The 20352-nt window shown below is 61.6% G+C and carries 18 protein-coding genes; 4 read left to right on the top strand and 14 right to left on the bottom strand.

Going from position 1 to position 20352, the window contains the following annotated elements:
- Positions 1-4: 4 nt before the first annotated feature.
- Positions 5-1612, bottom strand: coding sequence for a carboxyl transferase domain-containing protein (locus tag AD663_RS17000; protein WP_053214201.1), 1608 nt, complete (start codon positions 1610-1612; stop codon positions 5-7).
- An 11-nt stretch (positions 1613-1623) separates the two neighbouring features.
- Positions 1624-2787, bottom strand: a complete 1164-nt coding sequence (locus tag AD663_RS16995; protein WP_003183110.1) for an isovaleryl-CoA dehydrogenase — start codon at positions 2785-2787, stop codon at positions 1624-1626.
- Positions 2788-2973: 186 nt separating this feature from the next.
- Between AD663_RS16995 and AD663_RS16990 the strand changes: the two genes are divergently transcribed.
- Positions 2974-4671: an AMP-binding protein gene (locus AD663_RS16990; RefSeq protein ID WP_053214200.1), complete on the top strand. Its 1698-nt coding sequence runs from the start codon at positions 2974-2976 to the stop codon at positions 4669-4671.
- Positions 4672-5324: 653 nt separating this feature from the next.
- Here the strand turns inward: AD663_RS16990 and AD663_RS16985 are convergent.
- The 3 genes from AD663_RS16985 to AD663_RS16975 form a co-directional block, all read right to left on the bottom strand.
- Positions 5325-6224, bottom strand: a complete 900-nt coding sequence (locus AD663_RS16985; protein WP_003183107.1) for a hydroxymethylglutaryl-CoA lyase — start codon at positions 6222-6224, stop codon at positions 5325-5327.
- 139 nt (positions 6225-6363) lie between these two features.
- Entirely contained in the window at positions 6364-6765 is a 402-nt protein-coding gene (locus AD663_RS16980) for a MerR family DNA-binding transcriptional regulator (RefSeq protein ID WP_003183105.1), read from the bottom strand.
- 205 nt (positions 6766-6970) lie between these two features.
- On the bottom strand, positions 6971-7903 hold the full coding sequence (locus AD663_RS16975; protein WP_003183103.1) for a LysR family transcriptional regulator: 933 nt from the start codon (positions 7901-7903) through the stop codon (positions 6971-6973).
- A 177-nt stretch (positions 7904-8080) separates the two neighbouring features.
- Here AD663_RS16975 and AD663_RS16970 point away from each other — a divergent pair, with 177 nt between their 5' ends.
- Positions 8081-9310: an acyl-CoA dehydrogenase gene (locus AD663_RS16970; RefSeq protein WP_003183102.1), complete on the top strand. Its 1230-nt coding sequence runs from the start codon at positions 8081-8083 to the stop codon at positions 9308-9310.
- Positions 9311-9453: 143 nt separating this feature from the next.
- Here AD663_RS16970 and AD663_RS16965 read toward each other — a convergent pair whose 3' ends face one another.
- The 8 genes from AD663_RS16965 to AD663_RS16930 all read right to left on the bottom strand — a co-directional run bounded on the left by AD663_RS16965 (position 9454) and on the right by AD663_RS16930 (position 17738).
- Positions 9454-10323, bottom strand: a complete 870-nt coding sequence (locus tag AD663_RS16965) for an oxaloacetate decarboxylase (RefSeq protein WP_053214199.1) — start codon at positions 10321-10323, stop codon at positions 9454-9456.
- A gap of 179 nt (positions 10324-10502) precedes the next feature.
- Positions 10503-11537, bottom strand: a complete 1035-nt coding sequence (gene astA / locus AD663_RS16960; RefSeq protein ID WP_053214198.1) for an arginine N-succinyltransferase — start codon at positions 11535-11537, stop codon at positions 10503-10505.
- Positions 11538-11598: 61 nt separating this feature from the next.
- Positions 11599-12615: an arginine N-succinyltransferase gene (locus tag AD663_RS16955; protein WP_053214197.1), complete on the bottom strand. Its 1017-nt coding sequence runs from the start codon at positions 12613-12615 to the stop codon at positions 11599-11601.
- A 110-nt stretch (positions 12616-12725) separates the two neighbouring features.
- Positions 12726-14075, bottom strand: a complete 1350-nt coding sequence (locus tag AD663_RS16950) for an APC family permease (protein ID WP_003183095.1) — start codon at positions 14073-14075, stop codon at positions 12726-12728.
- 76 nt (positions 14076-14151) lie between these two features.
- Entirely contained in the window at positions 14152-14904 is a 753-nt protein-coding gene (locus AD663_RS16945; RefSeq protein ID WP_003183093.1) for an N-formylglutamate amidohydrolase, read from the bottom strand.
- Entirely contained in the window at positions 14888-16240 is a 1353-nt protein-coding gene (locus AD663_RS16940) for a glutamine synthetase family protein (RefSeq protein WP_003183091.1), read from the bottom strand. Before AD663_RS16940 ends, AD663_RS16945 begins: the two co-directional genes overlap by 17 nt.
- Positions 16237-16881, bottom strand: coding sequence for an isochorismatase family cysteine hydrolase (locus AD663_RS16935; protein WP_053214196.1), 645 nt, complete (start codon positions 16879-16881; stop codon positions 16237-16239). The genes AD663_RS16940 and AD663_RS16935 overlap by 4 nt, the downstream gene beginning before the upstream one ends.
- A 2-nt stretch (positions 16882-16883) precedes the next feature.
- Positions 16884-17738: a MurR/RpiR family transcriptional regulator gene (locus AD663_RS16930; protein ID WP_003183087.1), complete on the bottom strand. Its 855-nt coding sequence runs from the start codon at positions 17736-17738 to the stop codon at positions 16884-16886.
- 289 nt (positions 17739-18027) lie between these two features.
- Between AD663_RS16930 and AD663_RS16925 the strand changes: the two genes are divergently transcribed.
- Together AD663_RS16925 and cobF are read left to right on the top strand one after the other, a co-directional pair.
- Positions 18028-18606 carry a histidine phosphatase family protein gene (locus tag AD663_RS16925; protein ID WP_003183085.1) on the top strand — a complete coding sequence of 193 codons (579 nt, stop codon included), beginning with the start codon at positions 18028-18030 and terminating at the stop codon, positions 18604-18606.
- On the top strand, positions 18603-19361 hold the full coding sequence (gene cobF, locus AD663_RS16920) for a precorrin-6A synthase (deacetylating) (protein ID WP_003183083.1): 759 nt from the start codon (positions 18603-18605) through the stop codon (positions 19359-19361). The genes AD663_RS16925 and cobF overlap by 4 nt, the downstream gene beginning before the upstream one ends.
- 31 nt (positions 19362-19392) lie before the next feature.
- Here the strand turns inward: cobF and ftrA are convergent, their stop codons facing one another.
- Positions 19393-20352 carry a transcriptional regulator FtrA gene (gene ftrA, locus AD663_RS16915; RefSeq protein ID WP_053214195.1) on the bottom strand — a complete coding sequence of 320 codons (960 nt, stop codon included), beginning with the start codon at positions 20350-20352 and terminating at the stop codon, positions 19393-19395.

Genomic DNA, 20352 nt, shown 5'->3' with positions numbered 1-20352 from the left:
CCGTTTACATCCGGAACACGCCGAAGCGGCTCGATTCGATAGGCGCGTTCAGTGACGCGGACAAGGCCAGGCCCAGTACATCGCGGGTCTGGGCCGGATCGATGACGCCGTCATCCCACAACCTTGCACTGGAATAGTAGGGGTGGCCCTGCTTTTCATACTGGTCGAGGATCGGTTGCTTGATCTCGGCTTCCTGTTCGGCGCTGAACGGATGACCGCTGCGTTCGGCCTGTTCACGCTTGACCTGCACCAGCACACCGGCCGCCTGTTCGGCACCCATCACACCAATTCGCGCATTCGGCCACATCCACAGGAACCGTGGGTCATAGGCGCGACCGCACATGCCATAGTTGCCCGCGCCAAAGCTGCCGCCGATGATGACCGTAAATTTCGGCACCCGCGCGCAGGCCACGGCGGTAACCAGTTTTGCGCCATGCTTGGCGATACCGCCGGCTTCGTATTTCTGCCCGACCATGAAGCCGGTGATGTTTTGCAGGAACAACAGCGGGATGCCGCGCTGGCAGGCCAGTTCGATGAAGTGCGCGCCTTTTTGCGCGGCTTCGGCGAAGAGAATGCCATTGTTAGCCAGGATCGCGACCGGGTAGCCATGCAGATGCGCAAAACCGCACACCAGCGTCGTCCCGAACAGCGCCTTGAATTCATCGAACACCGAGCCGTCCACCAGGCGCGCGATCACTTCCCGGACGTCGAACGGCTGCTTCGCATCGGCCGGCACCACGCCGTACAGCTCCTCGCTCGCGTACAGCGGGGCGATGGGCGTACGGTGCTGCACTTCACCGAGCTTGCGCCAGTTGAGGTTGGCCACGCTGCGGCGGGCCAGGGCCAGGGCGTGTTCATCGCTGTCAGCGTAGTGGTCGGCGACGCCGGAGATCTTGCAATGCACATCGGCACCGCCCAGGTCTTCGGCGCTGACCACTTCGCCGGTGGCGGCTTTTACCAGCGGCGGACCGGCGAGGAAAATGGTGGCTTGCTCGCGGACCATGATTGCCTCATCCGCCATGGCCGGCACATAAGCGCCACCGGCGGTGCAGGAACCCATGACCACGGCGATCTGCGGGATGCCCTGGGCGCTCATGTTGGCCTGGTTGAAGAAGATCCGGCCGAAGTGCTCGCGGTCCGGAAACACTTCGTCCTGGCGCGGCAGGTTGGCACCGCCGGAGTCCACCAGATAAATGCAGGGCAGGCGGTTCTGTTGGGCGATGGTCTGGGCGCGTAGGTGTTTTTTCACCGTCAACGGGTAATACGAGCCACCTTTGACCGTCGCATCGTTGGCAACGATCATGCATTCAACGCCTTCCACCCGACCGATGCCGGCAATCACGCCGGCCGCCGGCACGTCTTCGCCATAGACTTCGTGGGCCGCCAGCGGGCTGATTTCCAAAAACGGCGAGCCTGGGTCCAGCAGCCGGTTGATACGTTCCCGGGGCAGCAATTTACCCCGCGACGTGTGCCGTTCCTGGGCCTTGGGTCCACCGCCTTGACGGACCTGCCCGAGCAAGGTGCGCAGGGCCTCGACCTGTCCGAGCATTGCGTCGCGGTTGGCGATGAACTCCGCCGAGCGCGGATTGAGCTGAGTGTGCAGCGTGGCCATGGTCAGCTCCGTTAGCGGGTTTCGTTGAACAGTTCGCGGCCGATCAGCATCCGGCGAATCTCGCTGGTGCCGGCACCGATTTCGTACAGCTTGGCGTCACGCAACAGGCGACCGGCAGGGAATTCGTTGATGTAGCCATTGCCGCCCAGGATCTGGATGGCGTCGAGGGCCATTTGCGTGGCGCGCTCGGCGCTGTAGAGGATCACCCCGGCGGCGTCCTTGCGGGTGGTTTCGCCGCGCTCGCAGGCTTGGGCCACGGCGTACAAATAGGCGCGACTGGCGTTGAGTTGGGTGTACATGTCGGCGACTTTGCCCTGGATCAGCTGGAATTCGCCGATGCTTTGGCCGAACTGCTTGCGGTCGTGGATGTACGGGACGATCAAGTCCATGCAGGCTTGCATGATGCCGGTGGGGCCTCCGGACAGCACCACGCGCTCGTAATCGAGGCCGCTCATCAAGACCTTCACACCGCCGTTGAGCGTGCCAAGGATGTTTTCTTCAGGCACTTCGACGTCATCGAAAAACAGCTCGCACGTGTTGGAGCCGCGCATGCCGAGCTTGTCGAACTTGTTGCTGCGGCTGAAGCCCTTCCAGTCGCGCTCGACGATGAAGGCCGTGATGCCGTGGGCGCCTTTTTCCAGGTCGGTCTTGGCGTAGATCACATAGGTATTGGCATCGGGACCGTTGGTGATCCAGGTCTTGCTGCCGTTGAGGACGTAGTGGTCGCCACGCTTGTCGGCCCGCAATTTCATCGATACGACGTCGGAGCCGGCGTTGGGCTCGCTCATGGCGAGTGCGCCGATGTGTTCGCCGCTGATCAACTTGGGCAAATACTTGGTTTTTTGCTCATGATTGCCGTTGCGGTTGATCTGGTTCACGCAAAGGTTGGAGTGAGCGCCGTAGGAGAGGGCGACCGAGGCCGATCCGCGGCTGATTTCTTCCATTGCCACGACATGGGCCAGATAGCCCAGGCCGGCGCCGCCATACTCTTCCGGTACGGTGATGCCCAGCAGGCCCATGTCACCGAACTTGCGCCACATGTCGGCGGGAAACAGGTTATCGATATCGATTTGCGCTGCGCGGGGCGCCAGCTCGGCCTTGACGAAGGCCTGTACCTGGTCACGCAACATGTCGATGGTTTCGCCGAGGGCAAAATTCAGGGATGGGTAGCTCATGGGACACCTTTGGCTTTTTTATCGGGTGCGGAGAACGGGAGGCGGTTTTCACCTTTACGTTAACGTAAGCCTGGGACGGGCGGCTGTCAATCACGCTTTACGTTAACGTCAACTTGAGCCAGAGTAACTGCGCTTCGCCTATGAGATTCACCGATACACCCATTAAAAAAGACAAGAGGGGGCGTCATGGATCAATCCGGTTCGCATTTGCAGTCCAGCTATACCCATGGTGCCCAGGACAAGGCCTTGCTGGCCCAGACCATCGGCCAGGCTTTCGACCAGACGGTCGCTCGTTATGCGGATGGCGAGGCCTTGGTGGTACGCCATCAATCGCTGCGCTACACCTGGCAACAACTGGCCGACGCTGTCGACCTGCATGCGCGGGCCTTGTTGGCGCTGGGCTTGAAAACCGGCGATCGCCTCGGCGTGTGGGCGCCCAATTGCGCGCAGTGGTGCATCAGCCAGTTTGCCAGTGCGAAGATCGGCGTGATTCTGGTCAACATCAATCCGGCCTATCGGGTCTCAGAGCTGGAATACGCGCTCAAACAATCCGGTTGCCAATGGCTGGTCTGCGCCGGGGCGTTCAAGACGTCGGATTACCATGCGATGCTGCAAGCGCTAGTGCCAGAACTGGCAGAGCAGTCGATTGGTCAGATGCACAGCGAGCGGTTGCCGGATTTGCGCGGTGTGATCAGTCTCGATCCACAGCCGCCGTCAGGCTTTCTGCCTTGGTCGCAACTGACGGCCCTGGGCGCGGCGGTAACGCCTGGTCAGTTGGCCGAGCGTCAGGCCAGCCTGCATTTTGACCAACCGGTGAATATCCAGTACACCTCGGGTACCACCGGCTTCCCCAAGGGGGCGACGCTCAGCCACCGCAACATTCTCAATAACGGTTACATGGTCGGCGAAAGCCTGAGCCTGACCGCCGCCGATCGGCTGGTGATCCCGGTGCCGCTTTATCATTGTTTCGGCATGGTCATGGGCAACCTCGGCTGCATGACCCACGGCAGCACCATGATCTATCCCGCTGACGCGTTCGATCCGTTGCTGACATTAAGGGTTGTGGCCGAAGAGAAAGCCACTGCGCTGTACGGCGTGCCCACCATGTTCATCGCCATGCTCGATCAACCCCTGCGCGGCGAGTTCGACTTGTCCAGCCTGCGCACCGGCATCATGGCCGGAGCCACTTGCCCCATCGAAGTGATGCGCCGAGTGATCAGCGAGATGCACATGGCCCAAGTGCAGATTGCCTACGGCATGACGGAAACCAGCCCGGTGTCACTGCAGACCGGTCCTGCGGACGAGCTGGAATTGCGGGTAACCACCGTTGGCCGCACCCAGCCGCACCTGGAAAGCAAGATCATCGATGAAGCCGGTGAGATTGTTCCCCAAGGCACCGTCGGCGAACTGTGTACTCGCGGCTACAGCGTGATGCTCGGTTATTGGAACAACCCCAAGGGCACGGCCGAGGCCATCGACCCGGATGGCTGGATGCACACCGGCGACCTGGCGACCATGGACGCGCAGGGCTACGTCTGCATCGTCGGGCGGAACAAGGACATGATCATCCGTGGTGGAGAGAATATTTACCCGCGTGAGCTGGAGGAATTTTTCTTCACTCACCCGGCGATGGTGGACGTGCAGGTCATCGGCATTCCCTGCTCGTGCTACGGTGAGCAAATCGTTGCCTGGATCAAGCTCCATCCCGGCCACAGCGTAACAGCGCCGCAGTTGCAGGCCTGGTGCAAGGAGCGTATCGCTCATTTCAAGACGCCACGCCACTTCAAGTTCGTCGAGCAATTCCCGATGACGGTGACCGGCAAGATCCAGAAATTCCGCATGCGTGAAATCAGCATCGAAGAATTGAGTGATCACGACGGCTGAGCAAGATCTCCTGTGGGAGCGGGCTTGCTCGCGAAAGCGGTGTGCCAGGCGACATAAATGTTGGCTATGCCGCCGTCTTCGCGAGCAAGCCCGCTCCCACAAGAAAACCCCAAACGCCAGACAGCACAAAGGGGAGCCGAAGCTCCCCTTTAATTTTGTCGTCGCGTGCTCTTTTTTTATTATTGAGGGGCGGCCTATTGTTGTTTTTGGTGGCCGTGACCCTTTACCGCTGTTTTTGGCGATCCCCATCCGGGATCAAGAGCAAACGTATTTTTTTGAGCGCTGACCTGCTTTTTCGCCTGGCGATCCAACCGATTCGGGAGCTACCTGAAGGTAGTTTTATTGTTCTCTGCCCGGTTGCGGGTTGCTCCTGAAAGCACCCTGAAAAGCACATCTTCTCCAAAAAAATCTGTTAGCTGCGTCTCTGCCGTGTTGTTTTTGTTATGTCAGAGTCGTTTCGTCTTGTTTTTATTGGGTTTGCCGCGTTTTTTTATTCTTGTTATGTCAGAGATATAGCAGGTGGCGTGCCAACTTTTAAAATTTCATAGAAATCAATAGCTTATATTTTTAGCTGAAAAACCGAGCGTGGCAAAGCAGACAAATTGTTTCCGTGTTACTCGTTTCGCTGTCGTTACAAAGCCTGCGGTAACACCTTACTGTGCGCTGCGGGCCTTGGCGACGCGCGAACCGGTAGGGCGGCCGAGCACGTCACAAATCTGTTGGCCCGCGGCGAGCAATGTGTCCAGGTCGATACCGGTTTCGATCCCCAACCCATTGAGCAGGTACAGCACGTCTTCGGTGGCAACGTTACCGCTGGCGCCCTTGGCATAGGGGCAGCCACCGAGACCGGCGATGGAGCTGTCGAACACGGCGATGCCTTCCAGCAGGCTGGCGTATACGTTGGCCATCGCCTGGCCATAGGTGTCATGGAAATGTCCGGCGAGCTTGTCGCGGGGCACATCGGCCGAAACCACCTCGAACATCTTGCGAGTCGCGCCCGCCGTGCCCGTGCCAATGGTGTCGCCCAGGGACACCTCGTAGCAGCCCATTGCATACAGCTCCCGAGCGACCCAAGCGACCTGCTCGGGCTTGACGGCACCTTCGTATGGGCAGCCCAGCACGCAGGACACGTAACCGCGCACGCTGACGTCGTGCTGTTTGGCGGCCTCCATGATCGGCGCGAAGCGCTCCAGGCTTTCCTTGATGGAGCAGTTGATGTTGCGCTGGGAAAACGCTTCGGACGCGGCGGCGAACACCGCCACTTCCTTCACACCTGCCGCCAGCGCATCTTCAAAACCCCGCAGGTTTGGCGCCAAGGCCCCATAGGTAACACCGGGCTTGCGCTGGATTTGAGCGAACACCTCGGCGGAGCCGGCCATTTGCGGTACCCACTTGGGCGAAACAAAACTGCCGACCTCGATGTAACCCAGGCCGGCGGCGCTCAGCGCATCCACCAGGCGCACCTTGTCGGCGACGCTGATGGGTTGCGCTTCATTCTGCAGGCCATCGCGGGGGCCGACTTCGATCAGGCGTACAAAGGAGGGAAGTGACATGGGGGTTGACCTGTAAAAGTGGGTGCACCAAGCCCATGTGGGAGCGGGCTTGCTCGCGAAAGCGGTGTGTCAGTCGACATAAGACCGAAGGTAAATTCGCATTCGCGAGCAAGCCCGCTCCCATAAGAGATTGGTGTCGTTATTGGATGGCTTCCTGCCCGTTGATCGTCTGCTCCAGCGCCTGGATGCAGCGTTCTTCGGCGGTGTCGAGTTCCAGCTTCATTTGTTCGATGTCCAGCAGTTGCTGTTCGAGCTGTTCCCGGCGCTCGGTGATTTTCGCCAGCATGCTGTGCAGCTGCTTCTGGTTGCCGCTGGTGGGGTCGTAGAGCTCGATCAGCTCGCGGCACTCGGCCAAGGAAAACCCGATGCGCTTACCCCGCAGGATCAGCTTGAGGCTGACTTTGTCCCGTGGCGAATAAATGCGTTCCTGGCCCCGTCGTTCAGGACTCAGCAGGCCCTGTTCCTCATAGAAACGAATGGCCCGGGTGGTGATATCCAGCTCGCGGGCGAGGTCGGAGATGCTGTAGGTCTGGCTGCTCATGGACGCGCTCGAAACGAAAAGGGCTGCGCTAAGCTAATGGCAGGTTGACGTTCACGTCAAGCAATCGCGGGCGGGTTGTCTGTGCTGGCCTCTTCGCGAGCAAGCCCGCTCCCACAGGTTTAGCGTCCTACACACAATGCTGCGTGAACTATGTACTCAATGTGGGAGCGGGCTTGCTCGCGAAAAACGATGACGCGGCATGAGCCTACACGATCTTATCCAGCTTCTTCTCATGAGCCGTCACCTGCTGGCACAACTCGATCATCTGCTCGCGCATCCAGCGGTTGGCCGGGTCCTGGTCGGTGCTTTCGTGCCAGTACAAATGGGTTTCAACCGGCGGCACGTCGTTGACCGGTAGCACAAAGGCATGCAAATCGTGACGGCGGGCAAAACGCTCGGGCACGGTCATGACCATGTCGGTTTGCTGCAGCACCTGGGAAGCCATCAAGTAATGCTGGGAGCGCAGGGCGATCTTGCGCTGGATCCCCATCTTGCCCAGCGCCAGGTCGACGTAGCCCAGCCCGTTGCGCCGGCTGGATATATGCACGTGGGTCTGGGCCAGATAGTCATCGAGGCTGATCTTTTCCTTGCCCGCCAGAGGGTGGCCCTTGCGCATGGCGCACACGTAGCGGTCTTCCATCAGCTTGACATGTCGTACCTGCGGGTCGGTGTTGAGCGGGGCGTCCACGGCGAAGTCCAGGCGACCGGCCGCCAGTTCCTTGGTGGTTTCGCGGCGCTTGGACAGAAAACTCTCGATAGCCACGGTCGGCGCCAGGCGACGCAAGCGCTGGAACAGCGGCGGCAGGATCACGCCTTCGGTGAGGTCGGTCATGCTGATGCGGTAGGTCTTGACGGCCTGCAAAGGGTTGAAGATCCGGCTTTCTTGCACCGACACCCGCAGCAGCGACAGGGCGTTGCGCACCGGGCCGATAATGTTCTGGGCCATGGGCGTAGGCACCATGCCTTGGGCGGTGCGCACGAAGAGCGGGTCGTTGAATGTCTCGCGCAGGCGGGCCAGGGCATTGGACACGGCCGGCTGAGTGATGCCGACAATCTGCCCGGCGCGGGTCAGGTTGGCTTCGGTGTAGATCGCATCGAAGACAATGAAAAGGTTGAGATCGACCTTGCTCAGGTTCATGGCGCTGCACTCTTATTCTTGGGCTTGTTTTGAGGTGCCGGGTGGCGATGCGAATCAGTGAAACATATATCGGTGATGAATGTTAATACACGCCGAGAATAGGTTAGGTAAATTTTCGTAGCTGATCTAGCATCGATTTCATGACCTAAAACAACCTCTGCCAAGAAGGTGCTGCTCATGGATTTCGCGTATTCCCCCAAGGTTCAGGAACTGCGTGAACGCGTCACGGCGTTCATGGACGCCTACGTCTACCCGGCCGAAGCGGTGTTCGAACGCCAAGTGGCCGAAGGTGACCGCTGGCAACCCACCGCGATCATGGAAGAGCTCAAGGCCAAGGCGAAGGCTGAAGGCCTGTGGAATCTTTTCCTGCCTGAGTCGGAACTGGGCGCCGGCCTGACCAACCTGGAATACGCACCGCTGGCGGAAATCATGGGACGCTCGCTGCTGGGCCCTGAGCCGTTCAACTGCTCGGCACCGGACACCGGCAACATGGAAGTGCTGGTGCGCTACGCCAATGAAGAACAGAAGCAACGCTGGCTCGAGCCGCTGCTGCGCGGTGAGATCCGCTCGGCCTTCGCCATGACGGAGCCGGACGTTGCCTCCTCGGACGCCACCAACATGGCCGCCCGGGCCGAGCGTGATGGCGACGAGTGGGTGATAAACGGCAAGAAATGGTGGACCTCGGGGGCTTGTGACCCGCGCTGCAAGATCCTGATCTTCATGGGCCTGAGCAACCCCGATGCGCCGCGTCATGCGCAGCACTCGATGATCCTGGTGCCGGTGGACACTCCTGGGGTAAAAATCGTACGGCCGCTGCCGGTGTTCGGCTACGACGATGCGCCTCACGGCCATGCCGAAGTGCTGTTCGATAACGTGCGGGTGCCGTACGAAAACGTCCTGTTGGGTGAAGGACGCGGCTTTGAAATTGCCCAGGGTCGCCTTGGCCCGGGCCGGATCCATCACTGCATGCGCTCCATCGGCATGGCCGAGCGCGCACTGGAGTTGATGTGCAAGCGCGCCGTCAGCCGCACTGCGTTCGGCCAGCCATTGGCGCGCCTGGGCGGCAACATCGACAAGATTGCCGACTCGCGGATGGAAATCGACATGGCGCGCCTGCTGACCTTGAAGGCGGCGTACATGATGGACACGGTGGGCAATAAAGTGGCGAAGAGTGAAATCGCCCAGATCAAGGTCGTTGCGCCGAACGTGGCCCTGAAAGTCATCGACCGGGCGATCCAGATCCACGGTGGCGCCGGGGTTTCCAATGACTTCCCGCTGGCCTACATGTACGCCATGCAACGGACCCTGCGCCTGGCCGACGGCCCGGATGAAGTGCATCGCGCTGCAATCGGCAAGTTCGAGATCGGCAAGTACGTGCCCCGGGAGATGTTGCGTAGCGGGCGCTGAAGGCCCGTTTCATCCGGGGGAACGCTATCGCGAGCAGGCTCGCTCCCACAGGGTTTGTGGGTGTCCACCGCAAAATCCTTGTGGGAGCGAGCCTGCTCGCGATAGCGCCAGTACATCCAACATCAAAACACACTGACCTACCGCTACTCCTTGACGCTCATGTACTCCTCGGCCCAACGGATATAGTCCTCAGGCTGGGTGTAGGTGTGGGTCAGTTCGGTGGCGCTGAGGTCCGAAGCCTGGGTGAAGATCTGCCGCTGTTCGCGCAGGCTGTCGTAGGTGGCCTTGATGGCGGCGAAATAGGCGCCGTGGCCATCGATGGTGACGCGCACGCCCAGTTCGGCCAGGCGCTTGTCGTCGCGCAGCAGCGGGTTGCCATAGGTGACGAGCATCAACGGCACCGTCAGGTTTTCGCTGATCCGTTCCAGGTGCTCGAAGTCTTGCACGCCCACCATGCAAATTCCGTCAGCCCCGGCCCGCTCATACTGTCGGGTGCGGCTGATAATTTCCTGGACCGGCAATATGCCCGCATTGGTCCGGGCAACGATCGCCATTTCCGGATCGACGCGCGCTTCCAATGCGGCGCGGATCTTGCCGACGCCTTCGGCGACACTGATCAAATCAGTCGATTTGCGCCCGAACTGGGCCGGCAACAGCGTGTCTTCGATGGTCAGCGCCGCTATGCCGGCGCGTTCGAGTTCGATGATGGTGCGCATGACGTTCAGGGCGTTACCGTAGCCATGATCGGCGTCGGCAATCACCGGCAGTTGGGCGACGCGGCCGATGCGGGTGGCCTGCTCGGTGAACTCGCTGAGGGTGATGAGGGCGAAATCCGGTGCGCCCAGCACTTGCAGGGATGCTACCGAGCCGCCCAGGATTCCCACTTCAAAGCCCAGGTCGGCGGCGATGCGCGCCGACATCGGGTCAAACACCGAGGCTGTGTGGTAACAGGTCTTGGAAGCCAGCAGCTGGCGAAAGTTACGACGCAAATCTTGATGGGAAAGCCTGGACATATAAGTTCCACCAATGGAATGGAAAGGCTTGAGCAAAAGTGTCAACGCCGAAGGATGGAAAGCTATCACGCGGGACGGCCGTACATGATGACGAATGTACAGGGACAGACTGGCCGAAGTCGATCCCGCGAAGCCAGGGAGGAGGGCGAGCGGCAAGCGGCAGGCGCTGGGCGTGAAAGCTAGGCCGCCACCGCCTGTTGTCCCTGGCGCGGCAACGCCACGGCGCGCACCGTGTCGCCTGGTTGTACTTGCAGGCGTTTGGCGGTCAGGCGGTCGACCAGCAGGCTGTGGCCGTGCTGGTGGGCCCGGGCGCTGGTGACGCGGCAGTTTTCCAAGCGCCGGTTATGGATCAGCCAGACCGGTGCCTGTTCATCCGGAGCGCCGATGGCCAGGGTCAGCGCCTGGCTGTCGCGCACGGTACGGATCTTCGGAACCGGGGCTTCGATGACCGGTCCGGCGTCAAAGATGTCGATGTAGCCCTTATGGCTGAAACCCTCGGCACTCAGGATCTTGCGGGCCGGCTCCGAGTTCGGGTGTGCCTTGCCGATCACGGCCTGGGCCTGTTCGGTGAGCAGGCAGGTGTACAGCGGCTGGCGTGGCATCAGTTCGGCAATGAAGGACTTGTTGCCCATGCCGGATAGTTGGTCGGCGTGGCTGAACTCCCTTTGGAAAAAGTGCCGGCCCAGGCTGTCCCAGAACGGCGAACAACCTTGCTCGTCGGCATGCCCCCGCAGTTCGGCGATCAGTTTTTCGCCGAACAACTGGGGGAACTCGGCAACGAACAATAGGCGCGCCAGTGACAGCAGGCGGCCGTTGTGACCGCGGCGTTGCTCCGGGTGCAGGAACAACGAGCAAATCTCCGATTGCCCAGTCATCTCATTGCTGAGAAACAGCGTGGGGATCTGCCGCTGTATGCCCAATTGCGGAGCCGAGCTGACCGTCACGCCGACCCGATAGTTGTACCAGGGCTCGCGCAAGCCCACCGCACCGGTCAGTGCGCTGATCCCCACTACCTGGCGGTCGTCGTCTTCGAGGACGAATAGATAATCGGCATCGGCGCGTTCGACTTGCCCGGCAAAGGTGCGCTGGGCCCAGCGCACGCGATGGGCCAGGCGCTCTTCGTTGTCCGGCAGACTGGTGAGGCCGGTGCCCGCACAATGGGCCAGGTCCAGCAATGCCGGGAGGTCGGTGATGGCGACCGGACGGACAATCATGATGCAGCTCCTTGAGCGTGTCGGCCCTCGCGCCGATGCGAGGCATAAGGTCGAATGAGATTCATAAGGCAATCACCCGCACCCGCTCGCCATCCGTGGCGTCCAGGGCAGCCAGCATGTCGGGCGTAAGGTCCACGCAACCCTCGGTATCGATGTCCAGTTCGGCGACGATGGCGCGGTAGTTGCCCAGGCCATCGTTGCTCACCAGGTAGCGGCCGCGAGCGTCGATCTGCAAGCTTTGCCGGGCGCTGGCGAGACGACTCTGCGCAATGGAGCGAACGTTCGCGATACGGGCATGCAAGGTCGGCCCGCCGTCGAAGATGTCCACATAGCTGTTGGTTTCGAAACCCTCGCGCTCCAGGATGTCGAACGCTTCCTGGCCATCGGGATGCACCCGGCCGATACAGTCCTGGGCCGCCTGCGGCAGCATGGGCACATAGATCGGGTACTGCGGCATGAGTTCGGCGAGGAAGGTGCGGCTCTGCAAACCGCACAGCCGTTCGGCCTCGACGTAGGGCAAGTCGAAGAAGTGCTGGCCGATGGCGTCCCAGAAGGGCGACTGACCGTCATCGTCGCTGTAGCCGACAATTTCAGTGATCACCGATTCGGCAAAGCGCTGGGGGTGGGCGGCGATGAACATCAGTCGAGCGCGGGACAACAGCTCCGATTCCGGCGTGCGCACCCGCCCGGCGTCGATGTGAAAGCCGCGCAGCAGGGTCTGGCCATTGAGGTCCTGGCACAGCGACAGCGCCGGTACACCGTGCTGGATGTTCAGCTCACGGGACTCGCTGGAAAACGGCCGGTTGCGCAGGCTGTAGAACGGTTCGTTGCAGCCGGTGCTGGAGAGGATTTCGGAGCAGCCCACCAGGCGCCCGGAATCCAGGTCCTGGAGGACAAAAAAGTAATTCTCTCCACCGGGTTTCTGCACATCGGCTTCGAACGAAGCGCACGAGCCGTGGATTTTTTCCCGCAGGCGCTCGGTATCGTCCGGAAGCGACGTGACGCCTACCAGGCTGTCGCGGGCCAGCTGCTGCAGTTGCGGCAGATCGGTTAACTGAACTGGACGTAAGGCCAGCATGGATTGCACTCCTGTTCCAGGGCGCCTGGCGACGGGCACCAGGCTTGACGATCACTGTCGATGTCCACGCGTTACAGCTACGGCGGGGTCGAATCCTTCACCGCTGAATCTCAAGGTGCGGCCGGATCCGCAAGTACCGTGTGGGGGCCGAATTTATTCAGCGCACACAGGTACACCACACCGGCGGCGATCCAGATCAGGCCGAGTTTTTGCGCGTCCACGCCCATGTTGTACATGATGGCCGCGACGATCACGAAGCCGACCAGCGGGCAGAGCAGATGGCGAATCACCTGGCCGGACCGTTGGCGGCGCCAGTAATGGTTGATCACGGTGATGTGCAGCAGCATGAAGCCGCTCAGGGCGCCGAAGTTGACCAATGAGGTCAGGGTGTCCACCGCGTCGATGAACAGGTAACAGATCAGCAGCGACAGCACCGCCACCAGATAAATGCTCAGGTACGGGGTGTTGTGTTTCGGATGGACCTTGGCCAGTACCTTGGGCAACTTGCCGTCCCGGGCCATGCCGAACAACAGGCGCGACACCGCCGCCTGCGAGGTGATTGCCACTGCCACGCCCCAGGCCAGGGCCGTGGCGACGGCGGTCAGGGTCGCCAGCCAGCTGCCGGCCGCCAGTTCGGCGATTTCATAGAAGGCGGTGTCGGCCGACTTGAAACCCATGCCTGCGGCCAGGTCCGTGGCGATCCAGGTCTGCACCACGAAAATCGCCCCCATCACCAGCAAGGTCACCAGCGCAGCCTTTCCGACGCTGCGGCCCGGGTCACCCTTGATTTCCTCGGCCAGGGTGGAAATGGCGTCAAAGCCCAGGAACGACAACACGGCGATGGACACGGCTTGCATCAGCAGGGCGAAATTGAAGTGTTCCGGGCTGTACAGCGGCGCCAGGGTCAATTGGCCGTTACCGGCACCGCCGTGCAGCGCATTCCAGGCGTAGAACAGGAAAATCCCCAGCACCGCCAACTGCGCCAGCAGGAAGATGATGTTCATCCGCGCGGTGAAGGTAATCCCCCGCAGGTTGACGAAGGTCGCGCTCACCAGAAAGGCCAGGATGAAACCGACCTTGGGGATGTCCGGGTACAAATGATTCAACGCCATGGCCGCGTAGACATAAAGCAGCGGTGGGATCAGCAGGTAGTCCAGCAACATCAACCAGCCAGCGATGAAGCCAACGTGTGGGTTAAGGCCCCTTTGCGCGTAGGAATAGACGGAACCGGCCACGGGAAACGCCCGGGCCATGCTGCCGTAGCTCAACGCGGTAAACAGCATCGCCACCATGCCAATGATGTACGCCAGCGGCACCATCCCCGGCGCTTCGGCGTTGACGTAGCCATACACGCCGAACGGTGCGATGGGGATCATGAAAATCATCCCGTATACCACCAGGTCGGTCAGCGACAGGCTGCGTTTCAATTCTTGCTTGTAGCCAAATGCCTCGATACTCATTAGCCGTTTTCCTTCTCAGCTGTGTGTGGATGTGTCCCTGCTTGTTGCTCATTGCTCAAAGCTTGTCGCTGCTTTCCTACAACAACGGGGCCAGGTAAGCGCTCCAGGTCCGTACCGCCGCGGGGTCGCGCAGCAGGTCGTTGCGTACCTCGATCAACACCGAGTCCAGGCCGCGCGCGTCGCCATGCACGGGGACCGTCATGTCGGTCAAGGGATTGATCTTGTAGGGCTGGTTACCTGCCGCGCGCAGTGAATGCCGACTCAGTCCATCGACAATGTGCTGGGCATAATCCTCGGCGGCGCCAAACAGCACGCCGGCTTCCAGGGCGCGCGGTTGGCCGTAGAACACCGGCGTGAAACTGTGTATGCCCACGACCCGCACTGGCCGATTGGCCGCCAGGCGTTCGTCGACCAGCGAGCGCAAGCGGTCGTGGAAGGGATGGAACAGGCAGCGCTGGCGGTATTGGCGCGTGGCTTCGTCCAGGGCATGGTTGCCCGGAATCTGGTAGATCTCGCTTTGGGGCGGAATGCTGTCGGCCACGTGAAGCGGGCGGTTGAGGTCAATCAACAAGCGTGAATAGTTGGCCGACAGCAACGTCGCACCGAGGGTTTCGGACAGGCGTTCGGCCAGGGCCAGGGCGCCGATGTCCCAGGCGATGTGCTCCCGGGCGGCGGTTTCGTCCAGGCCCAGGTCGTTCAGCTGCGCGGGAATGAAGCGGCTGGCGTGTTCGCACACCAGCAGTACCGGGTGCTCGGCGTCTTCCCGGATCAGTCGGTAGGCCGGCCCGGTGTACAGGCCCGCTTCGGCACATTCAATAGATTCGTGCATAGTGCTCACAACGCTCGGCAGGTGTCAGCGCCTGGGTCAAGGCTAGCTCCTGGGCCTTCAAGGCGAAGTAGGTTTCGACCAGGGGGCCGGGCAAGGCCTCCAGCAGAGCCCCGCTATGGCGCAGGCAATCCAGTGCCTGCGCCAGGGTCGTCGGCAGGGCGATAATGCCACGGGCGCGACGTTGTGCTTCATCCAGCTCATCGGGTATTTCATCGGTGACGGCATTCAATGCCAGCCGTTGCTGGATGCCCAGCCGCCCGGCGATCAACAGCGCTGCCATCGCCAGGTGCGGCGAGGCGGTGGCGTCCATGGCGCGAAATTCCAGGTTGTACTGGGTCGCCACCGATTTACTCCCCAGGCTCACGGTCGGGCAGATACGCAACGCCGCTTCGCGGTTGCGCTGTCCCAGGCACGCATAGGATGCGCTCCAGTGATGGGGTTGCAGGCGCTCATAGGACACCGGCGTCGGCGCGGTCAGGGCACACAGCGCCGGCAGATAATGCAGCACACCGGCGGCCCAGTGTTGGCCGAGGCTGGACAAGCCGTTATCGCTGGCGGCGTCGTGAAGCACCGGATCGCCACTCAGGTCTTGCAGGCTCAGGTGCAGGTGCACGCCGTTGCACACGGCATTTTCCGAGGTCTTGGGGGCAAAGCTGACGTTCAGCTCCATTTGCCGGGCGATCTCGCGGGTGATTTCCCGCACGTTCACCGCACGGTCCGCCGCGGCCACGCCCAAGGCCGGGCGACAGGTGATTTCGTACTGATGCTTGCCATATTCAGGCAGGAACATTTCCGGTTCGACGCCACCGGCTCGCAATGCGCTGAGCAACCATCCGGCGAACCCGGCCTGCTGGCGCTGGGCCTGGAGGCTGAAGGCCAGGCGATCGGGCTGGGACGGCGTCGTGTCGAGACTGAACTCATGCTCGAACGCGGCAAAGACTTGCAGGCCCAGCTCGGCGCGATAACGCTCCACTTCATCCTGCAACAGCGTGCGCGGGCAGGCACCCCAGGCCCGGCCGTCGGTTTCGCGCACGTCGCAATGAATAAAGTCCAACGCGGGAGCCTGGGCATCGGGACCATTGTTCACCGTCACTCGGCTGGAGAGATCCGGCACCAGCCGCAGGTCGCCATAAGCGCCCCAAGGGTTGGTTGACGCAATGATGTCCTGGGGCGTGAGCGCGCTGTTGGCCGGCACCCAGCCACAGCCGGCGGTGACGTAGTGGGGCAGCTCATCGCTGGGAAACGAGCGCCCGCGGGTCACGCCGATCAGGTCCGTGCTCACCAGCGTGGTCACGGGCAGCGGGGCCAGGGTTGTGGCGGCATCGAGGCGGCTCATGGCTGCATCTCCTGCAAACGAGCGAGGACGGTCTCGGTGTCGGTGATCCAGCCATAGCCTTTGATCGCGTTCAGGCATGCCAGGTGGCGTTGTTCGGTGTAGGTGGCGCAAGCATCTTCCACCAAAGTGACCAGGTAGCCACGGTCAGCGGCGTCGCGCACGGCCATGTCGACGCACTGGTCGGTGACGATGCCGGCGACGATCAGGTGCCGGGTTTGCAGGTTGCGCAGCACATAGTCGATGTTGGTGGAGTTGAAAACCCCGGAAGACGTCTTGGGCAGCACGATTTCGTTTTCAAGCGGCGCCAGCTCGCCAATGATCTGCGCCTCCGGGCTGCCCTTGGGCAGGTGCATGTCCGACAGCTTGTGATCCAGGGACCGGTCGCGGCCATCGGCGGTGAGGCTTTCGATGTGCGTGTGCAACACGTTTTGTCGCGCCGCTCGCATCGCAGCGAGCAAGCGCTGCTGGTTGGGAATGACCTGCTGGCGGGCGCGATGGAGGAAGTACTCGGCTTCGGGTGCCTCCAGGTGGGCGTCGAATTGCGGTTCCAGCCAGGCGCGCTGCATGTCCACCAGCAACAGGGCCGTATGGTCGAACGTGAACGGCACATCCCGGGGCGAGCGGTGGGGGAGCGAGAACATCCTTATTTTTCCTCCAGCAGGTGCGTGTTGAATTCCGTGCGCAAGGTATCGATCCCTTCCAGGCGCTCGGCCAGGTCGGGGCATTGCAAGGTCAGGCAAGCGATCAGTGCTTCCACCTGGGCCAGTGCCGGTACCAGGCTGTCAAACGCCGAGACCGACTCCACCGGCGCGCTGATGATCAGGTCGGCCAGTTCTCGCAACGGCGAAGCGTAGACGTCACTGAACAGTACGACCCGGGCGTGCCGCTCCTTGGCCGCGGCAGCCACGCGCAGGGCCTGGGCCTGGTAACGGCGATAATCGAAGATCAACACCACGTCCTGGCGCTGCACGTCGAACAGCCGGTCGGGCAATTGGGCATTGTCTTCAAGGGCAAAACAGCCGGCCCGCAGCAGGCGCAAATGGTTGAGCAGGTAGTGGGCCAGGAAGCTGCTGAAACGCCCGCCGAAGCAGTGCACCTGATGCCGGCTATCGAGTAGCCATTGCACAAGAATGCGCACGTCTTCGGGCTGGGTCAGGGCCTGGGTGTCGATGAGGTGACGTTGGGCGTCGGCCAGGTACTGGCTCCAGGTATCGCCTTGCTGCAGTTTGGCCCGTGGTCGCAACAGGGTGCGGGGCGAACGCAGGCGATGGTCCATGTCACTGAGCAGCGCATCCTGGAATTCGGCATAACCGCCGAAGCCGAGTTTTTTCACCAGCCGCACGATGGTCGGGTCGCTGACGCCGGCATGGTCGGCCAGGCGTGACATCGGACCCAGGCCGTTGCGAGGATAATGATCGAGCAGGGCGCGCACGACCTTGCGTTCCGACGGCGTTAACTCCAGGCCGGGATCGGTGATGAGGTCTCTGAGGGGCGGCATCCGTGCTCCTTGCCTGGATGGGGTGTTGGATTTCTTTCATAACTGAGCAAAAGAGTATTTATGTAGCTGGTGCTACATGTCCAGCGCTTTTTACGTTCCGTTTAAAATGCTCGAAGACGGTGCGAAACCCTTGTAGGAATTGGCCTTGGTGACTTGCGATGAATATGTCAGTTAACGCTCAAGTGTTTGTCGGATATAGCGCCGTTTTGTCTAAGTTATTTGATTTCATATAAGGTTATGTACAAGAAAACCTGTGAATATCCGGCCCACTAATAGTTGAGTATCCCGCGTGCAAGCCACTCGCCTGACCCTGATTTGTCACGCCCGGACCATCGCTCAGAAACAGGCGCGCTTTGCCCTGGATGAACCGCTGGATAGCGACAACCTGGCGCAGCGCCCGGCCACAGGGCCGGGCTATCGAAAGGTCCGGCAGTTGCTCTGTGGGCCGGAGCTGCGTACCCGCCAGACGGCCGCGCTGTTTGGCGATGAGCCCCAGGTGGTTGCGGCCTTGGCCGATTGCGATCTGGGTCGCTGGCGCGGTTTGTCCATCGACGACTTGCTCAAGGCCGAGCCGCAACAATTGCAAGCCTGGCTCGACGATCCCGAGGCCGCTCCCCATGGCGGCGAATCCGTCGCGCAGTTGTGCCGTCGTGTCGGAGACTGGCTCGCCAGTCTGGAAAACCGACCGGGCCACGTGCTGGCCGTCACCCATCCATTCGTGATCCGCGCAGCCTTGATCAATGTATTGCAGTGTCCGGCCGCCACGTTCAACCGCATCGACATCGAGCCGCTGTCCGCCATCGAGTTGCGTTTCAACGGCGTATGGCGATTGCGCGCCCTGGGGCCTGGCCAGGAGTCAGTGGAATGAAGAAGTTATCAGTCATCGGCATTGGCGCCGGCGATCCCGATCACCTGACGATGCAGGCAGTGAAAGCGCTGAATCGGATGGACGTGTTTTTCCTCATGGATAAAGGACCCGCCAAGCACAAGCTGCGGGACCTGCGGCACGACATCTGCCGGCGTTACATCGTTGATCGTACATACCGTTTCGTCGAAGCCTACAGCCCCGAGCGCCAACGTGGCGACTTGGACTACGCCACCAGTGTCGAAGAGCTGAACCGTGCGAAGCAGGCCACCTTCGAGCGCTTGATCAACGAAGAGCTGTCTGACGAGCAGTACGGTGGTTTTCTGGTATGGGGCGATCCGGCGCTATATGACAGCACTGTGCGCATCTTGCAGGCGATCCTCGACACGGGCCGCTGCGCCTTCGAGTTCGAGGTGATCCCTGGCATCACCAGCGTCCAGGCCCTTGCGGCGTGCCACAAAGTGCCTTTGAACAGCATTGGTGGCTCGCTGGAAATCACCACCGGGCGCCGATTGGCGGCGGGGCAAGTAAGTGACGCCGCCAACGTGGTGGTGATGCTCGATGCCGAGGATGCGTATCGCCAGGTGGGCGATCCCGATACGCAAATCTACTGGGGCGCCTACGTGGGCACGGCGGATGAGATTCTCATCGCCGGTCGGCTGGGGGACGTGGCCGATGACATCGAACGCACCCGCAAGGCCGCACGGCAGGCCAATGGGTGGATCATGGACAGTTATTTGTTGCGCAAGCCTGAATGAAGCTTGCACATCAACTTGTGGCCGGCTGTTTTCATCCCCGCCCAAACCGCTCCCGATACACCGACGGCGCCAACCCCACGACGCTGCGAAACGCCACGCGAAAACTTTCCACCGAGCGGTAGCCGCACAATTGGGCGATGTTGTCGGTATTGTCCGCGGTGCTTTCCAGCAGCTCGCGGGCCCGGGCCAGGCGCTCATGTTGCAGCCAGGCCTTGGGTGACACGCCGCAGGCCTGGGTGAAGTGTCGCAGGAAAGTCCGTTCGCTCATGGCCGCCTGGCTGGCCAGCTCCCGCACTCCAAGCGGTTCATGCAGGCGTTCGCGAGCCCATTGCATGACGCTCGACAGGTCGCTGCGTGGCGTGCGGCTGACTGGCGAGGGAATGAACTGCGCCTGGCCGCCGGTACGCTGCGGGGTCGTCACCAGGCGGCGCGCCACGCTGTTGGCGACCTGGACGCCATGGTCCCGTGCCACCAGGTGCAGGCAGGCATCGATACCTGCTGCGCTGCCGGCGGAGGTGATGACCTGTCCTGAATCCACATAGAGCACATCAGGGTCGACCCGCACGGCAGGGAAACTCTTGGCCAACTCGTCGGTGTAGCGCCAATGGGTCGTGGCGCCCAGCCCATCGAGCAGCCCGGCGGCGGCCAGCACGAACGCCCCGGAGCAGATCGACAGCAGACGTGCGCCTCGTGCATGGGCCCTGCGCAGGGCTTGAAGCAAGGCTTCGGGAGGTGGCTCGCTGCGGCTGCGCCAGCCTGGCACGACGATGGTTCGGGCTGTCTCGAGCAGTTCCATGCCGCCATCGGCCAATACCCGGAAACCGCCCATGGCGCGCATCGGGCCGGCATCGACGGCGACGATCCGGTGCTCGTACCAGGGGAAATCGAATTCGGGGCGTTCCAATCCGAAAATCTCGACGGCGACGCCAAATTCGAAGGTGCACAGGCCGTCGTAGGCGAGGATCGCGACCAGACCGGGGGCAGGCTGCAT

It is taken from the genome of Pseudomonas sp. Q12-87 (genome assembly GCF_001269755.1).
Taxonomy (GTDB): Bacteria; Pseudomonadota; Gammaproteobacteria; order Pseudomonadales; family Pseudomonadaceae; genus Aquipseudomonas; species Aquipseudomonas fluorescens_S.
Note: the sequence above shows the minus strand (reverse complement) of the source record. Positions and strands in the feature narration are given on the sequence as shown.

Coding starts and splice junctions, on each gene's coding strand:
- AD663_RS17000 (WP_053214201.1), bottom strand. CDS start 1,612: ATGGCCACGCTGCACACTCAGCTCAATCCGCGCTCGGCGGAGTTCATC.
- AD663_RS16995 (WP_003183110.1), bottom strand. CDS start 2,787: ATGAGCTACCCATCCCTGAATTTTGCCCTCGGCGAAACCATCGACATG.
- AD663_RS16990 (WP_053214200.1), top strand. CDS start 2,974: ATGGATCAATCCGGTTCGCATTTGCAGTCCAGCTATACCCATGGTGCC.
- AD663_RS16985 (WP_003183107.1), bottom strand. CDS start 6,224: ATGTCACTTCCCTCCTTTGTACGCCTGATCGAAGTCGGCCCCCGCGAT.
- AD663_RS16980 (WP_003183105.1), bottom strand. CDS start 6,765: ATGAGCAGCCAGACCTACAGCATCTCCGACCTCGCCCGCGAGCTGGAT.
- AD663_RS16975 (WP_003183103.1), bottom strand. CDS start 7,903: ATGAACCTGAGCAAGGTCGATCTCAACCTTTTCATTGTCTTCGATGCG.
- AD663_RS16970 (WP_003183102.1), top strand. CDS start 8,081: ATGGATTTCGCGTATTCCCCCAAGGTTCAGGAACTGCGTGAACGCGTC.
- AD663_RS16965 (WP_053214199.1), bottom strand. CDS start 10,323: ATGTCCAGGCTTTCCCATCAAGATTTGCGTCGTAACTTTCGCCAGCTG.
- astA (WP_053214198.1), bottom strand. CDS start 11,537: ATGATTGTCCGTCCGGTCGCCATCACCGACCTCCCGGCATTGCTGGAC.
- AD663_RS16955 (WP_053214197.1), bottom strand. CDS start 12,615: ATGCTGGCCTTACGTCCAGTTCAGTTAACCGATCTGCCGCAACTGCAG.
- AD663_RS16950 (WP_003183095.1), bottom strand. CDS start 14,075: ATGAGTATCGAGGCATTTGGCTACAAGCAAGAATTGAAACGCAGCCTG.
- AD663_RS16945 (WP_003183093.1), bottom strand. CDS start 14,904: ATGCACGAATCTATTGAATGTGCCGAAGCGGGCCTGTACACCGGGCCG.
- AD663_RS16940 (WP_003183091.1), bottom strand. CDS start 16,240: ATGAGCCGCCTCGATGCCGCCACAACCCTGGCCCCGCTGCCCGTGACC.
- AD663_RS16935 (WP_053214196.1), bottom strand. CDS start 16,881: ATGTTCTCGCTCCCCCACCGCTCGCCCCGGGATGTGCCGTTCACGTTC.
- AD663_RS16930 (WP_003183087.1), bottom strand. CDS start 17,738: ATGCCGCCCCTCAGAGACCTCATCACCGATCCCGGCCTGGAGTTAACG.
- cobF (WP_003183083.1), top strand. CDS start 18,603: ATGAAGAAGTTATCAGTCATCGGCATTGGCGCCGGCGATCCCGATCAC.
- ftrA (WP_053214195.1), bottom strand. CDS start 20,352: ATGCAGCCTGCCCCCGGTCTGGTCGCGATCCTCGCCTACGACGGCCTG.